The organism is Caballeronia grimmiae, assembly GCF_000698555.1.
In the GTDB taxonomy this organism is placed as follows: domain Bacteria; phylum Pseudomonadota; class Gammaproteobacteria; order Burkholderiales; family Burkholderiaceae; genus Caballeronia; species Caballeronia grimmiae.
Genome location: NZ_JFHE01000019.1, coordinates 65504 through 90043 on the forward strand (window position 1 = coordinate 65504; position 24540 = coordinate 90043).

Annotated in this window: 21 protein-coding genes; 13 read left to right on the forward strand and 8 right to left on the reverse strand. The window is 64.8% G+C overall.

What is annotated here, in order from left to right:
- Positions 1–42: 42 nt before the first annotated feature.
- Positions 43–1149, reverse strand: a complete 1107-nt coding sequence (locus tag BG57_RS19150) for a porin (protein ID WP_035967179.1) — start codon at positions 1147–1149, stop codon at positions 43–45.
- Between the two features lie 507 nt (positions 1150–1656).
- Positions 1657–2025, reverse strand: a complete 369-nt coding sequence (locus tag BG57_RS19155; RefSeq protein ID WP_035967181.1) for a hypothetical protein — start codon at positions 2023–2025, stop codon at positions 1657–1659.
- A gap of 489 nt (positions 2026–2514) precedes the next feature.
- On the opposite strand from BG57_RS19155, the gene BG57_RS19160 reads away from it, so the two are divergent.
- The 7 genes from BG57_RS19160 (at position 2515) to BG57_RS19190 (ending at position 8795) form a co-directional block, all read left to right on the forward strand.
- Complete coding sequence (locus tag BG57_RS19160; RefSeq protein ID WP_035967182.1) at positions 2515–3534, forward strand: bile acid:sodium symporter family protein; 1020 nt, start codon at positions 2515–2517, stop codon at positions 3532–3534.
- A 466-nt stretch (positions 3535–4000) separates the two neighbouring features.
- Complete coding sequence (locus BG57_RS19165; RefSeq protein WP_035967185.1) at positions 4001–4804, forward strand: PIG-L deacetylase family protein; 804 nt, start codon at positions 4001–4003, stop codon at positions 4802–4804.
- A gap of 198 nt (positions 4805–5002) precedes the next feature.
- Entirely contained in the window at positions 5003–6022 is a 1020-nt protein-coding gene (locus tag BG57_RS19170; RefSeq protein ID WP_035967186.1) for a LacI family DNA-binding transcriptional regulator, read from the forward strand.
- Complete coding sequence (locus BG57_RS19175; protein WP_035967188.1) at positions 6019–7278, forward strand: AGE family epimerase/isomerase; 1260 nt, start codon at positions 6019–6021, stop codon at positions 7276–7278. Before BG57_RS19170 ends, BG57_RS19175 begins: the two co-directional genes overlap by 4 nt.
- 5 nt (positions 7279–7283) lie before the next feature.
- Positions 7284–8198, forward strand: coding sequence for a carbohydrate kinase family protein (locus tag BG57_RS19180; RefSeq protein WP_035967189.1), 915 nt, complete (start codon positions 7284–7286; stop codon positions 8196–8198).
- Positions 8199–8282: 84 nt separating this feature from the next.
- A complete protein-coding gene (locus BG57_RS19185; protein WP_035967191.1) occupies positions 8283–8504 on the forward strand; it encodes a hypothetical protein in 222 nt (73 codons plus the stop codon).
- 45 nt (positions 8505–8549) lie between these two features.
- On the forward strand, positions 8550–8795 hold the full coding sequence (locus tag BG57_RS19190) for a hypothetical protein (protein WP_035967193.1): 246 nt from the start codon (positions 8550–8552) through the stop codon (positions 8793–8795).
- Here BG57_RS19190 and BG57_RS19195 read toward each other — a convergent pair.
- On the reverse strand, positions 8792–9427 hold the full coding sequence (locus BG57_RS19195; RefSeq protein ID WP_035967194.1) for a glutathione S-transferase family protein: 636 nt from the start codon (positions 9425–9427) through the stop codon (positions 8792–8794). The two genes, BG57_RS19190 and BG57_RS19195, sit on opposite strands and share 4 nt — an antisense overlap.
- 243 nt (positions 9428–9670) lie before the next feature.
- On the opposite strand from BG57_RS19195, the gene BG57_RS19200 reads away from it, so the two are divergent.
- Complete coding sequence (locus BG57_RS19200) at positions 9671–13249, forward strand: indolepyruvate ferredoxin oxidoreductase family protein (protein WP_035967195.1); 3579 nt, start codon at positions 9671–9673, stop codon at positions 13247–13249.
- Here the strand turns inward: BG57_RS19200 and BG57_RS19205 are convergent, their stop codons facing one another.
- On the reverse strand, positions 13250–14563 hold the full coding sequence (locus BG57_RS19205) for an EAL domain-containing protein (protein ID WP_035967239.1): 1314 nt from the start codon (positions 14561–14563) through the stop codon (positions 13250–13252).
- Positions 14564–14915: 352 nt separating this feature from the next.
- Here BG57_RS19205 and BG57_RS19210 point away from each other — a divergent pair, with 352 nt between their 5' ends.
- Positions 14916–16583, forward strand: a complete 1668-nt coding sequence (locus BG57_RS19210) for a Na+/H+ antiporter (protein WP_035967196.1) — start codon at positions 14916–14918, stop codon at positions 16581–16583.
- Positions 16584–16628: 45 nt separating this feature from the next.
- Here the strand turns inward: BG57_RS19210 and BG57_RS19215 are convergent, their stop codons facing one another.
- The 4 genes from BG57_RS19215 to BG57_RS19230 all read right to left on the reverse strand — a co-directional run bounded on the left by BG57_RS19215 (position 16629) and on the right by BG57_RS19230 (position 20583).
- Positions 16629–17930 carry a solute carrier family 23 protein gene (locus tag BG57_RS19215; RefSeq protein ID WP_035967198.1) on the reverse strand — a complete coding sequence of 434 codons (1302 nt, stop codon included), beginning with the start codon at positions 17928–17930 and terminating at the stop codon, positions 16629–16631.
- Between the two features lie 373 nt (positions 17931–18303).
- On the reverse strand, positions 18304–18846 hold the full coding sequence (locus BG57_RS19220; protein WP_035967201.1) for a response regulator transcription factor: 543 nt from the start codon (positions 18844–18846) through the stop codon (positions 18304–18306).
- Positions 18847–18926: 80 nt separating this feature from the next.
- Positions 18927–20225, reverse strand: coding sequence for an ATP-binding protein (locus BG57_RS19225; RefSeq protein WP_035967202.1), 1299 nt, complete (start codon positions 20223–20225; stop codon positions 18927–18929).
- Positions 20226–20358: 133 nt separating this feature from the next.
- Complete coding sequence (locus BG57_RS19230) at positions 20359–20583, reverse strand: cysteine-rich CWC family protein (RefSeq protein WP_035967204.1); 225 nt, start codon at positions 20581–20583, stop codon at positions 20359–20361.
- A gap of 156 nt (positions 20584–20739) precedes the next feature.
- On the opposite strand from BG57_RS19230, the gene argB reads away from it, so the two are divergent.
- The 4 genes from argB (at position 20740) to metW (ending at position 24496) form a co-directional block, all read left to right on the forward strand.
- Positions 20740–21639: an acetylglutamate kinase gene (gene argB, locus BG57_RS19235; protein WP_035967206.1), complete on the forward strand. Its 900-nt coding sequence runs from the start codon at positions 20740–20742 to the stop codon at positions 21637–21639.
- 70 nt (positions 21640–21709) lie between these two features.
- On the forward strand, positions 21710–22483 hold the full coding sequence (locus tag BG57_RS19240; protein ID WP_035967208.1) for a pyrimidine 5'-nucleotidase: 774 nt from the start codon (positions 21710–21712) through the stop codon (positions 22481–22483).
- A 262-nt stretch (positions 22484–22745) separates the two neighbouring features.
- Entirely contained in the window at positions 22746–23891 is a 1146-nt protein-coding gene (metX, locus tag BG57_RS19245; protein WP_035967210.1) for a homoserine O-succinyltransferase MetX, read from the forward strand.
- Positions 23888–24496 carry a methionine biosynthesis protein MetW gene (gene metW / locus BG57_RS19250; RefSeq protein ID WP_035967212.1) on the forward strand — a complete coding sequence of 203 codons (609 nt, stop codon included), beginning with the start codon at positions 23888–23890 and terminating at the stop codon, positions 24494–24496. Before metX ends, metW begins: the two co-directional genes overlap by 4 nt.
- Positions 24497–24540: the final 44 nt, after the last annotated feature.

The following is a 24540-nucleotide window of genomic DNA, read 5'->3' on the forward strand; positions in this document are numbered from 1 at the left end:
CCGCGTACTCGACGCGGTGTTTTCGTTTGTGCCCGGCGTGCTTCAGAACTTCGCGCGGACGCCGACGCCGAAGGTATCGCCCGACGAGATGCCCGAGTATTTGTCGTTCAGGTAGGCCGCATAGACATCGGTGCGCTTCGAGAGCGGATAGTCGTAACCGACGGCCCAGCTCTTGTGCGTCTGGTCGAGGCCGCCGTTGCTGCGCGAGTACGCGTACGACGCCATCACCGTACCCGGGCCGACCGGCACCGTCACACCGCCCTGCCCCGTGTTGACGTGGAACGAAGTCGGCTCGATGTCGTTCTTCGTGTACATGTACTGGGCGAAGAACTTGACGTACTTCATGTCGTACGACGCGCCCAGTTGCGCGACGCTCTGGCTCTTGAAGCCCGGCGTGACGAACGCATTCGACGTGGGCAGGTCGCCCGGCGTCGCATTGAAGTTGACGTACTGGTACACGCCGGTCGCCGCAAACGGGCCGTGGAAGTACAGGAACTGTGCGCTCCACTTCTTCGAGCGGCCATCGCCCGCGTTGTTGCCGAACGCGTACATCGCGCTGCCCGACAGGCCGTTGAAGTCCGGCGTCGTGTACTGGACGGCGTTGTTCCAGCCGGAATCGCCCGTCACGCCCTGATCCGTCGTGTAGGTCGGGAACGTGCCCTGGCCGAGGAACACGTGCGACACCATCGGCGAGAAGACGTACGAGTCGACGAACGGGTTGAAGAGAATCGTCGAGACGAAGAGCTGCGTAGTCAGGCGGCCCGCGGTGAACGTGCCGATCGGACCTTGAATGCCGACGTACGAGTTGCGGGCGAAGAACGTGTCGCCGTCGAAGCGGCCATAACGGCCGTTCTGCGCGCGGAAGAAGCTCTCGAGGGTGAAGATCGCCTTGTAGCCGCCGCCCAGGTCTTCCGCACCCTTCATGCCCCAGTACGACGTCGACATGCCGCCGCCGCTCACGTTCCAGGCGCGGTCGCTGCCCGGAAACTTCGTTGCGCCGACCCATTCGTCGACCTGGCCGTAGAGCGATACGCTCGACTGCGCGTGAGCGGCGCCTGCCGCGAAAAAGCCGATCATCGCTGCGACGACGGTCGCCTTGACCGTTGCTTTCACCGTTTTCTGCGTCGCACGGTTGACGGTTGGCTTCATGAACTCTCCTGTCTTTGTCAAAAATTAAAAGCGGGGCGAGCGAGGGACGTTAATCGCCATCGTCTGACCGGCGTGATGGGCTTCTGAGCGAGGGCGTCGCGTGGGGAGCGGCACCATCTTTACGGACCATTTATCCGGTCAAAAATGTTTCTGGTTATCGCGGGTATAGCGGTTTCATTACTCCGTGGCGCATTCGTCGATGACGCCGCCGGCTCGCATTCACAGTCACGCGTTACAGCGACGTGTTTTGCCGCACCGGAGCATTGAACCGGCGGGCCCGAGAACGCGATGAAAGGAGTTTGGAAACTACTGGATGCACGCAATCAGCCGAAGGCCGCATTGTCCGTGCGCGCAAAAAGGAGGGGAATGTCTGGGAGGAATTGTGACGCGTCACTGTGGCGAGATTACGTCACCGTGACACGCGCGCTGGACGCGCCAATAATTTTTGGATAACTGCGCTTGAGCCGTAATCGACGCATGGCGGCCATCGCCGCTATGCCGCCGCGATCAGTTACGGAAGTTGGAAGTGGCCGGGGCACGGCCATCGTCGGATGGGCGGCCCTGCGAGCGCGGCACGCTGCGCTCCTGGTTGTAGCGCGTGATGTCCGCGCGTATCGACCCTGCGGCGCGGAACGGCGCGGCCTGCTCGGCTTGAGGAACCGGGCGCACTTCGGCGCTGACTGGCGTGAGCCCGTCCTTCGCGGACACCGGTGTGTAGCGAAGCGACTGACGGTTGGCGGGCGTATCGGCATAGGTGGCCGGCGACACCCACTCGACGCGCGGTCCGGCGAGCGCGAACGAACCCGCAACCGCCAGCGCAGCGAGCGCGGAGGAAGCCAGAAGCCGAGTGGTTTTGCGAATGCCAGTGAGCGCCATGTCGAAACTGCCTGCATCCAACACGAGTCTTCGACCGCGCATCGGCCATGAAACACGATCCGATCACGCGGGACGCCGGCCGCCGTTGGAGCACGCGAGACACGCATCGAGCGATGCACGGTCTCGTCGACCGGAGTATCCACAATTTATTTCGCCCGGCCGTAGCCGTCGAGCCAAAAAGTGTTAGGCCGTCTCGATGGTTGTAACACCATGTTACGTCAGAGTTTTTTCACTTCGCCGTACTGAACGCTTTGCTTCTTTCTTAGGATGATACGACGCGACATCCGCGCCTCGACGGCCCGAATGTTGCTGACCACCGTTCGCACTGAATCTACGTCCAGGCGTTTCATGCGAAAACAGAATCAATCGATCGATGAAATGAATTTGCCAATTCAATCGACTGCGGGCCAAAATCATGGTTTTCCCGGACGCGACGCGGGTTACGGCTGCATGCGCCGCCCGGCGATCGCCCGAGTGTGAGAATTCCTGATGGCACGGCCAAAATATCTTCCTGACAATTTCACGCTGGCGCTGATCGGCACCGTCACGATCGCAAGCCTGCTGCCGTGCCGCGGCAGCGCCGCCGTTGCGTTCAACTGGATCACGAACGTCGCCATCGGGCTGCTGTTCTTCCTGCATGGCGCCAAGCTGTCGCGTGAAGCCATCGTCGCCGGCGCAATGCATTGGCGGCTTCACCTGATCGTGCTGCTCAGCACCTTCGTGATGTTCCCGCTGCTCGGTCTTGCGCTGCGGCCCGTGCTGAGTCCGCTCGTCACGCCCGCGCTGTATGGCGGCATCCTGTTCCTGTGCACCTTGCCGTCGACGGTGCAGTCGTCGATCGCTTTTACGTCGATGGCCAAGGGCAACGTGCCGGCCGCCGTGTGCAGCGCATCGGCGTCGAGCCTGCTCGGCATCTTCATCACGCCCGCGCTGGTCGGCCTGCTGGTGACCGATCACGGCGGGGCGACCGGTTCGCCGTGGCACACGGTGGGCAATATCGTGCTGCAACTGCTGGTGCCGTTCGTTGCCGGTCAATTGCTGCGCCCGGCCATCGGCAAATGGGTGGACCGCAACAAGGCCATGCTCAAGTTCGTCGATCAAGGATCGATTCTGCTCGTCGTCTATGTCGCGTTCAGCGAAGCGGTCAACGAAGGCATCTGGCATTCGATCCCGTTATCGGCGCTGGGCGGTCTCGTCGTGGTGAACATCGTGCTGCTCGCGGTCGCGCTGCTGATCACCGCGTTCGCCGCGAAGCGCCTGGGATTCAGCCGCGCCGATCAGATCACCATCATCTTCTGCGGCTCGAAAAAGAGCCTTGCCTCGGGCATTCCGATGGCGAAGGTCATCTTCGCCACGCACGCGGTCGGCGCCGTGGTCCTGCCGCTGATGCTGTTCCATCAGATTCAGTTGATGGTCTGCGCGGTGCTCGCGCAACGCTGGGGTTCCCGTAAAACAATGGCCGAACCGGGGCGCAACAGCAAGCAAGTCGGCGCGCCCGCGCGCCGCTGAACCAGGCAGCATTTCCCTTTCCTCCGCTCCAACGAGGCCGCCGTGTGCGGCCTTTTCTCATTTGAGCGCTTCGGTATTGCGCCGTCGATTCGGCCAAACGGCATAGGCAAAAAAACCTGCTTATCGGCAGCGGTCTGAGCGATCGCCTGACGCCGTCCGACGCTTTGGCTTATGTCTTCCGGCCGAATGTCGCTCGGGAACAACCCTTGCCACACTTGACTTCATCCACGCGGACGACCGCGCTCAATCGAACATAGCTCTGGAGGATGCCTCGCATCATGCCGATTGCCTCGTCGACCGAACATCGCGCGACATCATTCGCGCGGCGCGCCTTTGCCTGCGATCGCCCCGACCGGCGTCATCCAGGCAGGGACGCGGGCGATCGATCGTACTCGACGCTCATTGCGGCATCCCGCCTGGATTTGCCCGCCCCCACGCGTTCCGCCACCGCAGTCGGGAGGGCGCCATGCCACGCGTAACGACACGCCATTCGATCACGCGCCGCGCGGACGGCAGCGAAACGGAGCGCATCCTGTCCGGCAGCGGCACGCCCGAAGCGACGTGGCAAGGCTGGCCGCGTCTTGCCGCGCTGCCCGAAGTCGCGCCTGCGGAACTGGTGCCGTCCGGAGGACGAGCCGTGGTCATCGCACCGCACCCGGACTACGAAGTGCTCGGCATCGGCGGACTGCTTGCGCTTCTGTCCAAGCTCAGCCGAAGCGTGCTGATCGTCGCGGTCACGGACGGCACCGCGAGTCATCCGCATTCCACTCAATGGTCGCCGGAAAGGCTCGCCGCCGCGCGTCCGCTCGAAACGCGGGAGGCGCTGCAGCGGCTCAAGCTGCGGCAGGTTCAGGTCGCGCGGCTTGGCCTGCAAGACGGCGCCGCGGAACAGATCGAGCCGGGCTTGCTAGGCGGTCTCTCGAAGTGTCTTCAGTCCGATGACATCGTGTTCGCGCCCTGGCGCTGCGACGGCCATCCCGACCACGAAGCGGTGGGGCGCGCGGCCTGTCTCGCGGCGGATGCGCTCGGCCTGCCGTTCGTCGAAGTGCCGCTGTGCGCATGGCACTGGGCGTCGCCCGACGACGCGCGCGTGCCGTGGAGCCGCGCCCGCCGTATCGTGCTGGACGATGCGACGCACGCCCGCAAGCTGCTGGCGGTGCAGGCGTTCAGGAGCCAGCTCGAACCCGACGCGACGGCGGGGCGCGCGCCGGTACTCGAAGCGCATACATTGGCGCGCCTGACGCGACCGTTCGAAGTCGTGCTTATCTAGACCGCACGGCGCTGTTTCCCGCGTTTTACTAAACAAGACAGATTCTTTCAAAGCCAATTAGGACGGGCTTTTACTGGTTTTCTCTAGTCCACGGATAGCACGTTTTCGCGATCTTTTACTATACAATCCGGCGAATCGAGCGAATAGTTTTGCGTGCGATAAACAGCGCGCTTCGGCTCCAGGACAGAGAACACCACGATGGCCACTACCATCCGCGACGTCGCCCGCGCGGCAAGCGTTTCGATCGGGACGGTTTCGCGCGCGCTCAAGAATCAGCCGGGCTTGTCGGAGGCCACGCGCGTGCGCGTCGTCGAAGTGGCGCAGCGGCTCGGTTACGACTCCGCGCAACTGCGCACCCGCATTCGGCGCGTCATGTTTCTGCTGCATCGTCAGCACAATAATTTCGCGGTCAGCCCGTTCTTCTCGCAAGTGCTGCACGGCTTCGAGGAGGCGTGCCGCGAGCGTCGCCTCGTGCCGTCCGTGCTCACGGCCGGACCGACGCAGGATCTCGCGCAGCAAATGCGGCTGCACGCGCCCGACGCCATCGCGGTGGCGGGCTTCGTCGAGCCTGAACTGCTCGGGCATTTGCAGACGCTTGCGCGTCCCATCGTGCTGATCGACCTGTGCGCGCCGGGCTTCCGCTCGGTGAACATCGACAACGCGAAAGGCGCGTCGCTGGCGATGGCGCATCTCTTCGCGACGGGCCGCAGGCGCATCGCGTTCATCGGCGGATCGCTCGCCCATCACAGCATCGCGCAGCGCGCGCTCGGCTATCGCAAGGCGTATTTCGATGCCGGCCTGCTATTCGACCCGACGCTCGAAATCAACGCGCAAGCCGGGCTGCCCGCCGATCTCGCCGCCGCCGACGCCATGGAGCGCCTCATCGCCGACGCGCGCGCGCGATCGAATCCGTTGCCCGACGCCGTTTTCGCCTATAACGATGCAGCGGCCCTCGCCGCGATGCGCGTCTGTCTCGCGCACGGTCTGCGCGTGCCGGAAGACATCGCGTTCGTCGGTTTCGACGACATTCCCGCCGCCGCGCACAGCACGCCGCCGCTCTCGACGGTGGCCGTCGACAAGGAAGCGCTGGGGCGACGGGGCGTGGAGTTGCTGCTCGAAGATCATCCGAACCCGCTGGCCCAGACCGATTCGCTGATGAGCGTCGAATTCATCGCTCGCGCCAGTTCGCGCCAGAAAGAGGACATCCGCACGCCATGAACCTGACCGCCTCCCCCGCCATCGCCGCTGCAAGCGAGCCGGCAGCCGATCAGCGCATCGACTTCCGCAGCCGCGACTTCCTGCGCTCGCACGTGCGCGACACGCTCGCGTTCTACGCGCCCGTCGCCCGCGATCCGTCCGGCGGCTTCTTTCACTTCTTCAAGGACGACGGCACGGTCTACGACCGCACGACGCGCCACCTCGTCAGCAGCACGCGCTTCGTCTTCAACTACGCGATGGCGTACCGGCATTTCGGCGACGCCGCTTATCTGGACGACGCGCGCCACGCCTTGCGCTTCCTGCGCGACGCGCACTGGGACGCCGAACACGAAGGCTACGACTGGGAGATCGAGTGGCGCGACGGCCAGAAGCGCACGCTCGACGGCACGCGCCATTGCTACGGCCTGGCCTTCGTGCTGCTCGCGTGCGCGCATGCGGCAATGGCGGGCATCGACGAAGCCAGGCCGATGATCGACGAGACTTTCGCGCTGATGGAGCGCCGCTTCTGGGACGCGAGCGCGGGCCTCTACGCCGACGAAGCCACGCCCGACTGGCGGCTTTCGGACTATCGCGGTCAGAACGCGAACATGCACGCAACCGAAGCGCTGCTCGCCGCTTTCGAAGCGACCGGCCACGTGCTGTATCTGGATCGCGCGGAGAAGATCGCGGGCAACATCACGCTGCGGCAGGCGCGGCTGTCGAACGGGCTCGTGTGGGAGCATTTCCATCGCGACTGGTCCGTGGACTGGCATTACAACGAATCGGACAGTCCGAACATCTTTCGTCCGTGGGGTTTTCAGCCGGGGCACCAAACGGAGTGGGCCAAGCTGCTGCTGATCCTCGAGCGGCATCGCGCGCTGCCGTGGCTTGGCTCCCGCGCCATCGAACTGTTCGACGCGGGTTTTTCGCGCGCGTGGGACGACCGTCACGGCGGCCTTTACTACGGCTTCGGCCCCGACGACAGCATCTGCGATCACGACAAGTACTTCTGGGTCCAGGCCGAAAGTTTCGCGGCCGCCGCGCTGCTCGGCGCGCGCACCGGCAGCGAACGCTTCTGGGACTGTTACGACGAACTGTGGCGCTATAGCTGGGCGCACTTCGTCGATCATCGGTACGGCGCGTGGTATCGCATTCTCACGTGCGACAACCGCAAGTACAGCGACGAGAAAAGTCCCGCCGGCAAGACCGACTACCACACGATGGGCGCGTGCTACGAAGTGCTGAACGCGCTCGGCTCCCCGAACAACGCACGGTGACAACGATGCCGACCGATCAAACCACTTTCCCGCAATTCGTCTCCGCCGGCGACATCCTCACGGACATGATCCGCACGGGCGAATCGAGCTGGCTGTCGCGTCCGGGCGGCGCGGGCTGGAACGTCGCGCGCGCGGTCGCGCGGCTCGGCCTGCCGACCGCGTGCGCCGGATCGCTCGGCGTCGATAACTTCTCCGACGATCTTTGGCAAGCGAGCGCCGCCGCCGGGCTCGACATGCGCTTCATGCAGCGCGTCGAACGGCCGCCGCTCCTCGCCATTGTCCACAAGACGCAGCCGCCGACCTATTACTTCATGGGCGAGAACGGCGCGGACCTCGCCTTCGATCCTTCGAAGCTGCCACAAGGCTGGATGGAGCGCGTGAAGTGGGCGCATTTCGGCTGCATCAGTCTGGTGCGCCAGCCGCTCGGCCGCACGCTCGCGAGACTCGCCGCGCAACTGCGCGAGCACGGCGTGAAGATCAGTTTCGATCCGAACTACCGCAACCTGATGGAGCACGGCTACGAGCCGATTCTGCGCGAGATGGCGGCGCTGGCCGATCTCATCAAGGTATCCGACGAAGACCTGCACATGCTTTTTCGCGGCCTGTCCGAAAACGACGCGCTCGCCCGCATCCGCGCGATGAATCCGCAGGCGACCGTGCTCGTCACGCGCGGCTCCTCGGAAGCCACGCTCTATGCGGGCGATCAAAGCTACAGCGCCCGGCCGCCCGCCGTGGAAGTTGCCGACACTGTCGGCGCCGGCGATGCGTCCATCGGCGGTCTGCTTTACAGCCTGATGTCCCGCCACGGCGGCTGGCCGGATCACCTGAAATTCGCGCTCGCCGCGGGCGCGGCGGCGTGCCGTCACTCGGGCGCGCATTCGCCAACGCTTCCGGAAGTCGAGGAACTGCTGCAACGCTAGCGCCACGCGGCCGTCATACGCTTCGCATAACTGCGTGCTAGCATGAATTCGATAGTGACGTTCCGGCCTCGAGGCGAATCGATCATGGAAGACACCACGTACACGAAGGGCATCTATACGGCGACGATCGGCGTGCGCGCCATCGATGGCGGCAAGTTCCAGGGCCTCGTTTCGCTCGCCCGCGACGACGGCGAAGCGGCCGACGCGACGCTCTACGAAGTCGAAGCCGCATCGGAGAACGAACACGAGGCGCTCGACGAAGCGCGGGCGCTGGCGCATCGCATCCTCGGGGAAATCGAACTGTAGAACTGCACGGTCAGTGCTGCAGGCGGAAGGCATCGGAGGGGTATCATGGCGGAGCAGGTCTTCCTTTACGGCGTCTATTCGATTCACGTGAGACCCATCGAGCTACAGGGCCCGAAATGGGACGCCGAGTACGAGATTCGCCATCTGGACCACGCCGTGAAGGCGTGGACGACCGTCGGCGGCGACGATGGCCTTTTCAATCCCGCCGATGCCGTCAAGCTGGCGCACGAGCGCGCAATCGCCGACATCGAAGCCGGCGCGGGCATCCCGAAGCCTCGTGCGTTTCCCTAATCCGCCGCTTTCGCGTGCGGCTTGAGGCCCAGCCGCTCCGCCTCCAGCCGATCGATTTTCGCGGCGCGCTCGTAGCCGTCGCGGGCGATCGCCCGTTCGACGTAATCGAAGAGCACGCCTTGCGGCTCGATGATCCGCGCGAGGAAGCCAATCTGCAGCGTGCTCGCGAGAAGCAGGTCCGCCGCCGTGAACTGCTCGCCGAGCAGCCATTCCCCCTCTTCGAGCGCGCTTTCGATCGCATGCTCGACGCGCGCCAGATCGCCCCATCCGAAGCTCACCGTATTGCCCTGTGCGCCGGTCATGCGCTCGGCCATGGCGGGTTCGAGGCATGAGCCGGTGAAGAACATCCATTGCAGGAAACGGCCACGCGCCGGATCGGCGAGCGGCACGCCTAGCTGCGACTGCGGATAACGGTCCGCGAGATACAGCAGCACCGCGCCGGATTCCGCCACGCGCACGGCGCCGTCTTCGAGCGCGGGCAGCTTCGCCATCGGGTTGACGCGGCAGAACGCGCTGTCGTTCTGCGCGCCCGCGCGGATATTCACGCGCACGAGTTCATACGGCACGCGCATTTCTTCGAGCATCCACAGCGCGCGAAAGGCGCGCGTCTTCGGCCAGTAGAAGAGCTTCATCGCCGTCCTTTTCCGTCATCGGTCGAGCCAGTCAGGTTAGTCCCAAACGGTGCGGCCACGCATGGCAAACCGGCTCCGGGTTTACATGTAGCGCCGCCGTTTCGAGAAGAATTTCCTCGCTTATCTCGAAAATCATCTCGTTACGTTTCCATGCGGGCGAGATTGAAGCGAGTGCGCAAAAACATTTCGATATCGTCGGCCAAGAATGGCGTATCGCCTCTATCCCAAAAAAGAGACACGCCCATGAACGCACGCGTCCCCGCCGATGCTCTCTCCACGCCTCACGTCCCCGCGCTTTCCGACTACCAGCTGAGCGACAACCTGAGCGCCACGAGCGGGCGCATTTTTCTGACGGGAACGCAGGCGCTCGTGCGCCTCGTGCTGATGCAGCGCGCCCTCGACCGCGCCGCGAACCTCAACACGGCGGGTTTCGTCAGCGGTTATCGCGGCTCGCCGCTCGGCATGGTCGATCAGCAATTGTGGAAAGCAAAGAAACTGCTCGCGTCGCATGACGTGCGCTTCCTTCCCGCGATCAACGAGGAACTCGGCGGCACCGCCGTGCTCGGCACGCAGCGCGTCGAAAGCGATCCGGAACGCACGGTCGATGGCGTCTTCGCGATGTGGTACGGCAAGGGGCCGGGCGTCGACCGCGCCGGCGATGCGCTGAAGCACGGCAACGCGTACGGCTCGTCGCCGCATGGCGGCGTGCTCGTCGTCGCGGGCGATGACCACGGCTGCGTGTCGTCGTCGATGCCGCATCAAAGCGATCAGGCGATGATCGCGTGGCACATGCCGGTGGTGAATCCGTCGAACATCGCGGACATGCTCGAATTCGGGCTTTACGGCTGGGCGCTGTCGCGCTTCTCTGGCGCGTGGGTCGGCTTCAAGGCGATTTCGGAGACGGTCGAATCCGGCTCCACGGTCGATCTCGACGCAGTGCAGACCGTCTGGAAAGCGCCCGACGATTTCGCCGCGCCCGCCGGCGGCCTGCACAACCGCTGGCCCGACCTGCCGAGCCTGACCATCGAAGCGCGGCTGCACGCCAAGCTCGACGCGGTGCGCCATTTCGCGCGAACGAACAGCATCGACAAGTGGATCGCGCCGAGTCCGCGTGCGAACGTCGGCATCGTGACGTGCGGCAAGGCGCATCTCGATCTGATGGAAGCGCTGCGCCGCCTCGAACTCACCGTCGACGATCTCGATGCCGCCGGCGTGCGCATCTACAAGGTCGGGCTGTCGTTTCCGCTCGAGACGACGCGGCTCGACGCGTTTGTCGACGGGCTTTCGGAAGTGCTCGTGATCGAAGAGAAAGGCCCGGTCATCGAGCAGCAGATCAAGGATCACCTCTACAACCGCGCGTCGGGCGCGCGGCCTGCCGTCATCGGCAAGGCGACGCAGGACGGCGCGCCGCTGCTTTCCGCGCTCGGCGAATTGCGGCCGTCGCGCGTGCTGCCCGTCTTCGCGCAATGGCTCGCGCGCCACAAGCCCGCGCTCGATCGGCGCGAAAAAGTGGTCGATCTCGTCGCGCCGCAAATCCTCTCGAATATCGCCGATGCCGTGAAGCGCACGCCCTATTTCTGCTCGGGCTGCCCGCACAACACGTCGACGAAAGTGCCGGAAGGGTCGGTCGCGCAGGCGGGCATCGGCTGTCACTTCATGGCGTCGTGGATGGAGCGCGACACGACCGGCCTCATTCAGATGGGCGGCGAAGGCGTCGACTGGGCGTCGCACGCGATGTTCACGAAGACCCCGCACGTCTTCCAGAACCTCGGCGACGGCACCTATTTCCATTCGGGCATTCTCGCGATCCGTCAGGCCGTGGCTGCGAAAGCGAACATCACGTACAAGATTCTTTATAACGATGCCGTCGCGATGACGGGCGGCCAGCCGGTCGACGGCAGCATCTCCGTGCCGCAGATCGCGCGGCAAGTGGAAGCGGAAGGCATTGCGCTGCTCGTCGTGGTCAGCGACGAACCCGAGAAGTACGACGGTCATCACGATCAGTTTCCGAACGGCACGACGTTCCATCACCGCAGCGAACTGGATGCCGTCCAGCGCCGTCTTCGCGACACGCCCGGCGTGACCGTGCTCATCTACGATCAAACCTGCGCCGCCGAAAAGCGCCGCCGTCGCAAGAAAGGCGAGTTCCCCGATCCGGACAAGCGGCTCTTCATCAACGAAGCCGTCTGCGAAGGCTGCGGCGATTGCGGCGTGCAATCGAACTGTCTTTCCGTCGAACCGGTGGAGACGGAACTGGGCAGAAAGCGGCGCATCGATCAGTCGTCCTGCAACAAGGACTATTCCTGCGTGAACGGCTTTTGCCCGAGCTTCGTCACGCTCGAAGGCGCCAGGCTGAAGAAGGCCGAAGGCCATGCGTTCGATCCCGCCGAACTGGCTCGCCGCGTCGATGCGCTGCCGATGCCGCACGCCCATCTCGATCACGCGCCCTACGACATTCTGGTGACGGGCGTCGGCGGCACGGGCGTCGTGACGGTCGGCGCGCTGATCAGCATGGCGGCGCATCTGGAGGGTAAGAGCGCGTCCGTGCTCGACTTCATGGGCTTCGCGCAGAAAGGCGGATCGGTGCTGTCGTTCGTGCGCTTCGCCGCGACCGATGCGCTGCTGAATCAGGTTCGCATCGACACGCAGCAGGCCGACTTGCTGCTCGCCTGCGATATGGTCGTCGGCGCGAGCCCCGAAGCGTTGCAGACAGTGCGGCACGACCGCACGAAGATCGTCGTGAACACGCACGCGATCCCGAACGCGACCTTCGTGCAGAACCCCGACGCGAATCTTCACGCCGATGCGCTCATCGACAAGATGCGGCACGCCGCCGGACCCAACGCCGCCGACGCGCTGCGCACCTGCGATGCGCAATCGCTCGCGGCGCGCTTTCTCGGCGATACCATCGGCGCGAACATTCTGATGCTCGGCTTAGCGTGGCAACTCGGACTCGTGCCGGTGTCGCACGGCGCGTTGATGCGCGCGCTGGAGTTGAACAACGTCGCGGTATCGGCGAACAAGCTGGCGTTCGCGATCGGCCGGCTCGCGGCAGTGGACATGAACGCGCTCGATTCGCTGGCGGCGTCCGCGCAGCCGAAGCGCGTCGCGATGGACCGGATGCCGCTCGCGGACCTCATCCGCGATCGCGAGGAACGGCTGCTGGCGTATGGCGGGGCTAAGTACGTGAAGCGGTATCGTTCGTTGGTCGACAAGGCATCCGCGAATGAAGACGTGCAGCGCGCCGTCGCGATCACGTTCTACAAGCTGCTCGCGGTGAAGGACGAGTACGAAGTCGCGCGCCTGCACGCGGACCCAGCGTTCCGCGCCGCGCTCGCTGCGCAATTCGAAGGCACGGCCGGCGACGACTACACGGTGAAGTTCAACCTCGCGCCGCCGGTTCTGTCACGGGGCGGCGTGCCGAAGAAAAAGACCTTCGGCCAGTGGATGTGGCCCGTGTTCGGCGGATTGTCGAAGATGCGGGCGCTGCGCGGCACGGCGCTCGATCTGTTCGGCAAGACGCTGGAACGCCGCATGGAACGGCAGTTGGCGAACGACTACGAAGTCACGATGCAACGCGCGCTCGCGACATCCGACGCCCACGACGCGAAAGACCTGCAGGCACTTGCTGCGCTGTTCGAGCGCGTGCGCGGCTACGGTCACGTGAAACTCGCGAATCTCGCGATGGTCAAGCGCAGCGAGCGCGATATCGTCGCGCGCCTCGGCATCGAAGCGGCGACGGGCGATGCGGTGCGCGCCGCCATCGACACGATGAAGGGCGCATCGTCGCTGAAGGGGATTCCTGTTGTCGTCGCGAAGTGATCAGTCGTCCTCGGGCAGCCAGTCTATGTCGCCGCACAGGACGCAGCGCTTGCCGCCCGAGCGCGTTTCGACGGAAAGCGTGACGCACGGCATCGCTTCGTTGATCGACAGATACGGCTTCGTCACGTGCACGCGCTCGGGATCGCCGAGCGCCGCGCGAAAGTAAGGACGGCGCAGCCAGTTCGCGCCCTGCGCATCGACGAGCGGCAGAAAGCGCGCCTCGTGCGCCGCGCGGTCCGCGCGCAGCACGACGTTGCGGCCCGACTGCCGGCCGTTTTGATCGAGCAGGAAGCAGCGTGCGGCGTTATCGAGCGCCAGAAAATTCCAGCAGACTTCATCGAGTGGCTCGCCCGCCGCAAGCCGCTCCGCCGCGCGTTCGAATGCGCGGACGTAGGGCTGAAGCCGCGTCGCATCGCGCCGCTCGCGCGCTTCGGTTTGCAGGCGATACCGCTCGGTGAGATCGCTGATGATGGTCTGCGCGTGCGCGCCATCGGCGAGACCGGGATGCGGCCGCGCGAAGAAGAAGCCCTGAACGAAGTCCGCGCCGCTCGCGAGCGCAAGCTGCGCTTCGTGCTCGGTTTCGACGCCTTCGATCAGCACGAGCTTGCCCGCTTCGTGCAGCAGCGAGACGATGCCCGACAGCACCGCCTCCATGTTGCGCCGCTGTTTGACCGTGCGTTTGGAAAGCGGCGCGTGCACGTTGTGTCCGGCGTGCGAGAGCATCACGCGATCCAGCTTGACGATATCCGGATCGAGCTGCCAGATACGTTCGATGTTCGTATGACCCGCGCCGAAATCATCGAGTGCGATGAGAAAGCCGTGGTCGCGGAACTGCTGCACCGCCTGCGCGAGACGCTCGATATCCTCGGCGCTCTGCTCCAGCACTTCGAGCACGACGCGCCGCGGCTCGATATGCAGACGCTTCAGGTTCGCGAGCAGCGCGGCCGCGTGATACGGCTCGGTCAGCGCGCCGGGATGCACGTTGAGAAAGAGCCATTCGGTTTCCGCGCCGAGCATCTTGAAGTTTTCGAGATGCAGCGCCTGCGCAAGCCGGTCGATCTGCAACGCTTCGCCGACCCGCGCCGCCTGTCCGAAGACATCGACGGGCGATACCGGGCGATCCAGCGCATCGTGCGCGCGCAGCAGCCCTTCATAGCCGACCGCCCGCATGTGCGACAGGCTCAAGACCGGCTGGAACACGCTCGACAGTGTCCACTCGCCGTGCTCGACGGAATAGCGGTCGAGTCCCGACATTACGCCCAGCTCGAAGCTGCGCGGGGAGATCGTCGTCTTTTCGGGGTTGGCGATCACCATGTCGATGCCCCTGCCATAACCCGCGCAACCGCGATCCATCGCACTGGCCCCGCGCCAGTCCCGCTCGATGTGTCTTTCATGAACAGCCCTCGGTAATGAAGCCCGGAGTCTTAAGTAGCCCGGAGTCTTGGGGTCTGTCGATAAAGCAATGTCCATGCGCGCGACGCCATCGTATTTGTCGGCGTTTTTCGCTTCCCATGCACCGTCAGCAGGCGAATCCCGCACTTCGACGCACCGCACCGGTGCGCCTCGCAAAATGCCGTCGCCGGCGCGAACGGCTACACTTTTGCGTCACCCTGTCCTTTGAAAGGAAACCGGACGCCGCGCGCATCCGGCATTTCCCATTGCCTGCATGGAAATCGTCTTTACCGTCCTCATCCTGCTGATGATCGTCGCGCTGTCGGGCGTCGGTCTGTCGCTGCTGCCCGTCAAGCTGCCGCTTCCGCTGATTCAGATCGCCATCGGCGCGATGCTCGCGTGGCCCGGCTTTGGGCTGCACGTCACGTTCGATCCCGAGCTGTTCATGCTGCTGTTCATTCCGCCGCTGCTGTTCGCGGACGGCTGGCGCATCCCGAAGCGTGAGCTGTACCTGCAGCGCCGCGCGATCCTGATGCTCGCGCTCGGGCTCGTGTTCATCACCGTGGGCGCGCTCGGCTATTTCCTCCACTGGATGATTCCGGAGATGCCGCTGCCCGTCGCGTTTGCGCTCGCGGCCGTGCTCTCGCCAACCGATGCGGTTGCGCTGACGGGCATCGCCGGGCGCAATCGCATTCCGGCGAACCTGATGCATATCCTCGAAGGCGAAGCGTTGATGAACGACGCATCGGGTCTCGTCGCGCTGAAGTTCGCCATCGCCGCCGCGCTCACCGGCATGTTCTCGCTGCGCGAGGCGGCGGTGAGCTTCGTGTTGATCGCGGTGGGCGGGCTCGTGATCGGCGCGGCGATCAGCTATGCCGTCACCGAAATCCCGGCGCGCATCCTCAAGTTCTCCGACGATGACGACCCCGCCGCCGGCGTCATCCTCACCGTGCTGATCCCGTTCGCCGCCTATGTGATCGCCGAGCGCGCGGGCTGCTCGGGGATTCTCGCGGCGGTATCGGCGGGCATGATGATGAACATCCAGAGTCTGCGCGCCAGCATTCCGAGCGCGGTGCGCGTGCGCATGACGAGCACGTGGACGATGATCGAATTCGTCTTCAACGGCATGGTGTTCCTGCTGCTCGGGCTGCAGTTGCCGCACATCATCGGACAGGCGCTGGTCGAGGCGCATCACGACGGCAACGCACGCGTGGGGCTGCTGATCGGCTACGTGCTCGCGACCGTCATCGCGCTCTATGCGCTGCGCTTCCTGTGGGTGTATTGCCTGCGCTGGTTCGCGAGCCGCAGCGCGGCGAAGTCGGGACTCGAAAGCGCCGCGCCCGGCATCCGCACGCTCGGGATGACGACCATCGGCGGCGTGCGCGGCGCGGTGACGCTCGCGGGCGTGCTGTCCCTGCCCGTCACGCTCGATAACGGCGCACCGCTCGCCGGGCGCGATCTTGCGATTTTCATCGCGTCGTCGGTGATTCTGGTGTCGTTGCTGGTGGCGGTCGTCGGCTTGCCGGTCATGCTGCGCGGGACGAAGCGAGAGCGCAATCCGCACGCCGCCGAGGAACGCATGGCGCGCCTGCGCGCGGCGCAAGCGGCGATCCGCGCCATCGACAATACGCACGACGTGCTCATCGGAGAAATGGACGAAGCGGCGTCCGCCCGTTGCGCCGATACGACCGCGCGCGTGATGAGCATATACCGGCGCCGGCTGGCCTCGCTCGGCGACGACGAAGCGCCGCGCGCGGCGGCGAAACGAAGCGAAATGGTGGAAACGCGGCTCAAGATGGCGGCGCTGCGGGCCGAGCGCGCGGAACTGCTGCGTTTGCGCTCGGAACAGGCGATCAACGACGAAACGCTGAACAAGCTGATGCGGGAGCTCGATCTGTCCGAGACGGCGATCGTGAACCGCAAACGCGGAATGGCGGGGTGATTCGCCGGAAGCCCGAGCGGTTCGGGCTTCCTTGTCGTCGTCGGCTCAAACGACGCCCGAGCCGCGGCGGCGCAACAGCGCGTAGAAGATGATCGCGCCGAACGTGGCCGTCCCGATGCCGCCGAGCGCGAAGCCGCCCAGCTTGAGCGTGAAGTCGCCCGCGCCGAGCACGAGCGTGACAGCCGCGACGATCAGATTGCGGTTATCCGAGAAATCCACCTTGTTGACGACCCAGATGCGCGCGCCCGTCACCGCGATCAGCCCGAACACGACGATCGACACGCCGCCGAGCACCGGCCCCGGGATGGTCTGAATGACCGCGCCGAACTTCGGCGAGAAGCCGAGCACGATGGCGAACAGCGCCGCGATCACGAAAACGAGCGTCGAATAGATCTTCGTGACCGCCATCACGCCGATGTTCTCCGCGTAAGTCGTCACGCCCGTGCCGCCCGCGAAGCCGGACACGATGGTCGCGAGGCCATCGCCGATGAACGCGCGGCCGATGTACTTGTCGAGGCTGCGTCCGGTCATCGCGCCGACCGCCTTGATGTGGCCGAGATTTTCCGCAACCAGGATGATCGCGATGGGCGCGAGCAGGGTCATCGCTTGCGCATCGAAAACCGGCGCCGTGAAATGCGGCAGGCCGAACCAGGCGGCGTTGGAAACGATCGAGAAGTCGATCGGCTTGCCCATGCCCATGCCGTTCGTCAGCACCGCATAGACGATGTACGCGATCGCGAGGCCGATCAGAATCAGCAGCCGCTGCGCCATGCCCCGCGCGAACACTGCGACGCCGCCCACGCACAACACGGTGACGAGCGCCATCCACGAATCGAAGTTGCTGCCGCTCACGCCCTTGACCGCGATCGGCGCGAGATTCAGTCCGATCACGCAGACGATCGATCCGGTGACGACCGGCGGCATCAGCGTTTCGATCCATTTCGTGCCGACCGCCGCAACGATCAGCCCGATGATCGCGTAGGCCACGCCGCACGCGATGATCCCGCCGAGCGCGACCGCGATATTCATGTTCGGCCCGTGTCCGCCGTAGCCGGTAATCGCGATCACCAGACCGATGAACGCAAAACTCGAACCGAGATAACTCGGCACGCGCCCGCCGACGAGCACGAAAAACAGCAGCGTGCCGATGCCCGACATGAAGATGCACAGATTCGGATCGAAGCCCATGAGCAGCGGCGCGAGGACGGTCGAGCCGAACATTGCGACGACGTGCTGCACGCCCATCGCGATCATTTGCGGCCAGGGCAGCCGTTCGTCGGGCGCGACGACGCGGCCGCCTTGCGCATCCGGCTGGACCGGCCAGCGCGGGAAATATGAATCGGACATGGCAACGCTCCTTCTCGGCGATCTTGGACAGGCGCGAGTGTACGGAGTGGGTCGGGCAGTGGCAAGCGAAGCGAAATTACGCGCCGCTTACGGGACGATGGGGGATTTTGAGGTGGAATCGCCGGGGAGCGCGCGCTCTCGTTGCGAGCCGGCGCGCCATCTAGCTGACTAGGAGCAAGCAGTTAGGAACCGTCTTAGTTTTAGGAAAAGTCGTATGTAACGGTTCGAACGCGCCGCGTATGCTGACCGTGTGCGTATCCCCATGTATATGCACGAAGTCGTTGCAACTCTCCGATTACCGCCCTCGTTCCCCGGCTTGGGCGGTTTTTTTTTGCGCCGCGCTTTCTTGCGCGGCGCACGTCAGCAAAATCGCTTACTGACGCACCGGCTTCTTGGCCAGCTTGCGCTGCAACGTCCGCCGATGCATGTTGAGCGCGCGTGCCGTCGCTGAAATATTGCCGTTGTTCTCCGCGAGCGCCCGCTGAATGTGCTCCCATTCCAGCCGCGCGACCGACAGCAGCGTCGGATTCTCGATCGCTTCCTCGGCCGTCTGCTCGCTCGCTTCTTCATGCAGCGCCGCCAGAATCGATTCGACGTTTGCCGGCTTCGCGAGGTAATTGTCCGCGCCGTCCTTCACCGCCTGAACCGCTGTCGCGATGCTCGCATAACCCGTCAGCACGAGAATGCGCGCGTCCGGTTGCAGGTCGCGCAGCGGCGCGACGAGCCGCAGGCCGGAATCGTTGCCGAGATGAAGATCGACGGTGATCTGCCCGAACTTGTGCTGATTGGCGAGCTTCACCGCTTCGTCGGCGTTGTGCGCCTGATGCGGGGTGTAGCCGCGGCGCGTCAGACCGCGCGCCAGGATGCCCGCGAAAACCTCGTCGTCGTCGATGATCAGGAAGTTGGTGTCGCTCATTTTGGTTTCTCCTTGTTGACCGCAACCGGCGCTTCAGCGCTTGTGCGGTCCCTTGCAATGTTTCAATTTCCGCAAGCGGTTCAGGTCGCGCCGCTCGATTCCGTCCGCGCGGCCTGGCTCGATCCCGCGACCGCCCCGCGATCCGGCAGCCGCAGCACGGCGCGCGTGCCGCGCGGCTCGTCCGCGACCAGTTCGATCGATCCGTCGAGCCGCGCCGCCGCCGCAAACGCCAGATAGAGCCCGACGCCATGCCCGCCCTGCGTGCTGTCGACGGGGCCCGCGCCCAGCGAAGCGCGCAGCGCGGGCGGAATGCCGGGACCGCGATCGCACACTTCGAAGCGCACGACGCGCGCGCCGTCGTTCTTCTCGGCCACCGCTTGCAGCGACACGAACTCGTTGCTCGCACGCGCGGCGTTGTCGAGAAGAATGGTGAGAATCTGGCCGACGGCGACGGCATCGTCGATCGACACGCCCGCCGGCGTCTCGCCGACCTGTCTGAACTTCACGTGCGGATGACGCAGCCGCCATTGCTCGATGAAGCTCGCGAGCCATTCGTCGAGCGCCTGCCGGCTCGATGGCCCGCTCGCGCGGCTGCGCAGACGCGCGAGCGCCGACGTGCACAGCCCCATCTGCTGCTCGAGCAGTTCGAAATCGGCGGCATACGGAGCGAGGTTGCGGTCGTGCGCGGCGGCGTCGCGAAGTTCTTCGGAAAGCATCGCGATAGTGGAGAGCGGCGTGCCCATCTCATGCGCGACGGTCGCCGCCTGCACGCCGAGCGCGACCGCGCGTTCGTCGCGCAAATGGCGCTGCTGGGCATCGGCGAGCGCGGCGTCGCGCAGGCGCAATCCGCGTGACATGCGGGCCACGAACCAGCCGATCAGCCCGACGCTCACCATGAAGTTGACCCACAGGCCGGTGCGGAAATAATCGAAGAGATTGGCCGGATTCTCGATGTTGAGCGGCACGTAGTTGTAGCTCAGCAGCGCGTAACACGCGACGGCGAAGAGCGCGAGGCAGGTCATCATCGTCCACGGCAGGATGGCCGCGGCGATCGCGAGCGACGGCAAATACAGCGTCACGAACGGATTCGTTGCCCCGCCGGAGAGAAAGAGCAGCGCGGAGAGCGCGCCGAGATCCACGCACATCTGGCCGAACAACTCGAGATTCGTCTCGGGCCGCGCCCGCGTCACGCGCAGCCACGTCAGCCCGTTGAAAAGCATTTCGAGCATGATGACGAGCAGCATTGCGGGCAACGGGAGCTTCGCGCCGTAGAAAATCTGCACGACGGCGATGGTCGACAACTGGCCGATGATCGCGAGCGAGCGGAGCCAGAAAAGATGGCCCAGGTTGACGCGTCCGGTATTGGTTATGCGGTGCATGTTCCGTCGATTGCGTGCCGCTCAGCGCAAGCGCCTGCCGGCGTATCGTGTTCCATGCGGCATTATCCCGCTTGCGCGCACCCCGAAACCGCCGATGGCGCGATTTGTCGCACTTTGCGCGGCGCAGGCGCGGCTAATCGGAGTCGGCGGCGCGCGTCTTGTCGATCAGCGCAAGAAGGCACGCGCGGCACAGGCACGGCTCGCCGGGCAGCAGGCGATCGAGCGGCAGCGCGGGGAGCGCCGCGCACCAGCAGGCGGCGTCGCCCGCGAGCGAACCGCATCGGAACGGCGCGCCGCATCGTGCGCAGACGAGCGCGCCGTCGACAGCCGGTTCGCGTGTGGATTCCATGTTCGTCATGATGACGTGTTGATGACAGCCAGAAACATCACCGATGATTGCACGCCGGACGCCGTGCCGGAAAGCGTGGCGGCGTCGCGGGAAAACCATCCTGTTGCGCTGCGTCAGTCCTGTACAATTCGGCGTGTTTAAACGCTCTTCGCCTCGACTGCCGCCATGTCCGACCTTCCCGACCTCACGCAGATCGCGCCTACCCTGAAGGCTGAAATTCTGGCCGAGGCGCTGCCTTACATCCGTCAGTATCACGGCAAGACGGTCGTGATCAAATACGGCGGCAATGCAATGACCGAAGAGCGCCTGAAGCAAGGCTTCGCGCGCGACGTGATCCTGCTGAAACTGGTCGGCATCAATCCGGTCATCGTCCACGGCGGCGGCCCGCAAATCGACCAGGCGCTCAAGAAGATCGGCAAGCAAGGCACGTTCATCCAGGGCATGCGCGTCACCGACGAAGAGACGATGGAAGTCGTCGAATGGGTGCTCGGCGGCGAAGTGCAGCAGGACATCGTCACGCTCATCAATCATTTCGGCGGCCAGGCGGTCGGGCTGACCGGCAAGGACGGCGGCCTGATCCACGCGCGCAAGCTGATGATGCCGGACCGCGACAACCCCGGCCAGTTCATCGACATCGGGCAAGTGGGCGAAGTGGAATCGATCAATCCGGCTGTCGTGAAGGCGCTGCAGGACGACGCGTTCATCCCCGTCATCTCGCCGATCGGCTTCGGTGAAGACGGCCTGTCGTACAACATCAACGCGGATCTGGTCGCGGGCAAGCTGGCCGTCGTGCTGAACGCGGAAAAGCTCGTCATGATGACGAACATTCCCGGCGTGATGGACAAGGAAGGCAACCTGCTGACCGACCTCTCCGCGCGCGAAATCGACGCCCTCTTCGCCGACGGCACCATCTCCGGCGGCATGCTGCCGAAGATTTCGTCGGCGCTCGATGCCGCAAAGAGCGGCGTGCGTTCGGTGCACATCATCGACGGGCGCATCGAGCATTCGGTGCTGCTGGAGATTCTGACCGAGCAGCCGTTCGGCACGATGATCCGCTCGCACTGAGCCTCGCGCTTATTTATCGACGCTACCGACGCCCGCTGCCACGCGGGCGTTTCTTTTGACGCCACCGACAATGCGCCCCCATTCGCGCCGCCCGTCCCGCCGCCGTCCCGCCAAAACGCGCGGCCCCGTCTGGCTCTTCGACCTCGACAACACGCTGCATCACGCGTCGCATCAGGTCTTCCCGGCCATCAATCGCGCGATGACGCAGTACATCATCGATCGCGTCGGCGTGGATATCGACGAGGCGAACCGGCTGCGCGTCGGCTATACGGTGCGTTACGGCGCGGCGCTGCTCGGGCTCGTGAAGCATCACGGCGTCGATCCCGCCGACTTCCTGCACGTCGTCCATACGTTCTCCGATCTTCCGTCGATGCTGCGCGCCGAACGCGGCATCAAGCGCATGCTGCACGCATTGCCGGGCCGCAAGATCGTGCTGACCAACGGGCCGTCCGTGTATGCGCGGGCGGTGCTCGCGGAACTGGGCATCGAGAAGCTGTTCGAGCGCGTGATTGCCATCGAGGACATGCGTGAAGGCGACCGCTGGCGCGCCAAGCCCGATGCGCCGATGCTTCGCCGAGCGATGCGCCGCGCGCACGTGCGCCTGGCCGACGCCATTCTCGTCGAGGATACGCGCGGGCATCTCAAGAGCTATCGGCGGCTCGGCATTCGGACGGTCTGGATCGTCGGGCACCTGCCGGCGGCGCGAACGTCGAGCGGCGCGGTGTCCGTTCGCATGCCGGGCGCGGGGCGGCCGCATTACGTGGATCGCACGGTGCAGTCGGTTCGCGCGCTGGCGCTCGGCCTGCGCGGGCGGGCGCTCGGGCGGCCTGCTGCAAAGCCCTAAAGCGGGTGCCGGGGGCGCTTCATTCGAGGTCCGAACGGGCATCGCGCGTGCCGCCGCGATTGACGGCTTTATGACATTTTCCGCTATACTCACCGCTCATTTGAATTGAACAACGCGCCGATTTGCTGACTCGATTGCGGGCGCGCGAACCTAGGGCCAAGGCCCGGCGGTTCACTATAAATGCGGCTAAAGAGGTCGTCAGCCGCGCCCATGTTCCGCGCACAGCCGACACCGTTTAGCCGCTTCGTCAAAGGCGGAATGAATGGAATCGATCGGCATCGTCAGTCCCCAGTCCTTGCACTTCACCGAGCCGCTCGTCTTGCAGAGCGGCAGTTCGCTCGGCGACTACGAACTCGTCGTGGAAACGTATGGCGAGCTCAACGCCGCCCGCTCGAACGCGGTGCTCGTGTGCCACGCGCTCAACGCATCGCATCATGTTGCGGGCGTTTATGCGGACGATCCGAAGAACGTCGGCTGGTGGGACAACATGGTCGGCCCCGGCAAGCCGCTCGATACGAATCGCTTCTTCGTGATCGGCGTCAACAACTTCGGCTCATGTTTCGGCTCGACCGGTCCGATGAGCATCGACCGCACAACCGGCAAGCCCTACGGCAAGAGCTTTCCCGTCGTGACCGTCGAAGACTGGGTGCATGCGCAGGCGCGCGTGGCCGACCGCTTCGGCATCGAACGATTCGCCGCCGTCATGGGCGGCAGTCTCGGCGGCATGCAGGCGCTCGCTTGGAGCATCATGTATCCGGAGCGGCTCGGGCACTGCATCGTGATTGCATCGACGCCGAAGCTGTCGGCGCAGAACATCGCGTTCAACGAAACGGCGCGCTCGGCGATTCTCTCCGATCCCGACTTTCACGGCGGCGACTATTACGCGCATGGCGTGAAGCCGCGCCGCGGCCTGCGCGTCGCGCGGATGATCGGCCACATCACGTATCTCTCGGACGACGACATGGCCGTCAAGTTCGGCCGCGCGCTGCGCCGTGCCGAAGGCGCGCTCGATGCGTATAACTTCAACTTCGACGTGGAGTTCGAAGTGGAGTCGTATCTGCGCTATCAGGCCGACAAGTTCGCCGAATACTTCGACGCCAACACCTACTTGCTCATCACCCGCGCGCTCGATTACTTCGATCCCGCCAAGTCGCACGACGGCGATCTGACGCGAACGCTCGCCAGCACGAAGGCGAAGTATCTGATCGCGAGCTTCACGACCGACTGGCGTTTCGCGCCCGCGCGCTCGCGCGAGATCGTGAAGGCGCTGCTCGACAACAAGCGCACGGTCAGCTACGCGGAAATCGACGCGCCGCACGGCCACGACGCCTTCCTGCTCGACGACGCGCGTTATCACAACCTGATGCGCGCCTACTACGAACGCATTGGCACGGAGGTCGGCGCATGAACCAGAACACTCTCGATTCTCTCGCGCTGCGCTCGGACTTTCGCGCCATCGCGCGCTGGGTGGAGCCGCGCTCGACCGTGCTCGATCTCGGCTGCGGCGACGGCTCGCTGCTCTCGCTGCTCGGCGAAGAGCTGGAAGTGCATGGCTACGGCATCGAGATCAACGACGCCGGCGTGCTCGCGTGCGCACAGAAAGGCGTCAACGTGATCCAGCAGAATCTCGAGGACGGCTTGCGCCTCTTCGAAGACGACAGCTTCGATTTCGCGATCCTCTCGCAGACGCTGCAGACGATTCACCAGACCGCCGCGATCCTGCGGGAAACGGTGCGCGTCGGGCGCGAATGCATCGTCTCGTTTCCGAACTTCGGCTACTGGCCGCATCGGCTGGCGGTCATTCAGGGGCGCATGCCGGTGTCGAAAGCACTGCCGTATCAATGGCATAACACGCCGAACGTGCGCGTGCTGACCATCAAGGATTTCGAGGCGCTCGCGCCCGAAGTGGGCATCGAGATTCTGGATCGGGTGGTGCTGCACGGTGGGCAGTCCATCCGTTGGGGCGCGAACTGGCGTGGTAGTCTTGCGGTCTATCGCGTGAAGCGCCGGTGATTCGTCCCGGCTTCATCGCATCGACAACGCCTTTTCATCATCGA

Bases quoted from the DNA above. Each gene is read 5' to 3' on its own strand.
- BG57_RS19155 (WP_035967181.1), bottom strand. From the start codon at position 2,025: ATGGCGCTCACTGGCATTCGCAAAACCACTCGGCTTCTGGCTTCCTCC.
- BG57_RS19205 (WP_035967239.1), bottom strand. From the start codon at position 14,563: ATGGTGATCGCCAACCCCGAAAAGACGACGATCTCCCCGCGCAGCTTC.
- BG57_RS19165 (WP_035967185.1), top strand. From the start codon at position 4,001: ATGCCACGCGTAACGACACGCCATTCGATCACGCGCCGCGCGGACGGC.
- metX (WP_035967210.1), top strand. From the start codon at position 22,746: ATGGAATCGATCGGCATCGTCAGTCCCCAGTCCTTGCACTTCACCGAG.
- BG57_RS19225 (WP_035967202.1), bottom strand. From the start codon at position 20,225: ATGCACCGCATAACCAATACCGGACGCGTCAACCTGGGCCATCTTTTC.
- metW (WP_035967212.1), top strand. From the start codon at position 23,888: ATGAACCAGAACACTCTCGATTCTCTCGCGCTGCGCTCGGACTTTCGC.
- BG57_RS19240 (WP_035967208.1), top strand. From the start codon at position 21,710: ATGCGCCCCCATTCGCGCCGCCCGTCCCGCCGCCGTCCCGCCAAAACG.
- BG57_RS19220 (WP_035967201.1), bottom strand. From the start codon at position 18,846: ATGAGCGACACCAACTTCCTGATCATCGACGACGACGAGGTTTTCGCG.
- BG57_RS19150 (WP_035967179.1), bottom strand. From the start codon at position 1,149: ATGAAGCCAACCGTCAACCGTGCGACGCAGAAAACGGTGAAAGCAACG.
- BG57_RS19215 (WP_035967198.1), bottom strand. From the start codon at position 17,930: ATGTCCGATTCATATTTCCCGCGCTGGCCGGTCCAGCCGGATGCGCAA.
- BG57_RS19160 (WP_035967182.1), top strand. From the start codon at position 2,515: ATGGCACGGCCAAAATATCTTCCTGACAATTTCACGCTGGCGCTGATC.
- BG57_RS19170 (WP_035967186.1), top strand. From the start codon at position 5,003: ATGGCCACTACCATCCGCGACGTCGCCCGCGCGGCAAGCGTTTCGATC.
- BG57_RS19200 (WP_035967195.1), top strand. From the start codon at position 9,671: ATGAACGCACGCGTCCCCGCCGATGCTCTCTCCACGCCTCACGTCCCC.
- BG57_RS19195 (WP_035967194.1), bottom strand. From the start codon at position 9,427: ATGAAGCTCTTCTACTGGCCGAAGACGCGCGCCTTTCGCGCGCTGTGG.
- BG57_RS19210 (WP_035967196.1), top strand. From the start codon at position 14,916: ATGGAAATCGTCTTTACCGTCCTCATCCTGCTGATGATCGTCGCGCTG.
- BG57_RS19190 (WP_035967193.1), top strand. From the start codon at position 8,550: ATGGCGGAGCAGGTCTTCCTTTACGGCGTCTATTCGATTCACGTGAGA.
- BG57_RS19230 (WP_035967204.1), bottom strand. From the start codon at position 20,583: ATGACGAACATGGAATCCACACGCGAACCGGCTGTCGACGGCGCGCTC.
- BG57_RS19185 (WP_035967191.1), top strand. From the start codon at position 8,283: ATGGAAGACACCACGTACACGAAGGGCATCTATACGGCGACGATCGGC.
- BG57_RS19175 (WP_035967188.1), top strand. From the start codon at position 6,019: ATGAACCTGACCGCCTCCCCCGCCATCGCCGCTGCAAGCGAGCCGGCA.
- argB (WP_035967206.1), top strand. From the start codon at position 20,740: ATGTCCGACCTTCCCGACCTCACGCAGATCGCGCCTACCCTGAAGGCT.
- BG57_RS19180 (WP_035967189.1), top strand. From the start codon at position 7,284: ATGCCGACCGATCAAACCACTTTCCCGCAATTCGTCTCCGCCGGCGAC.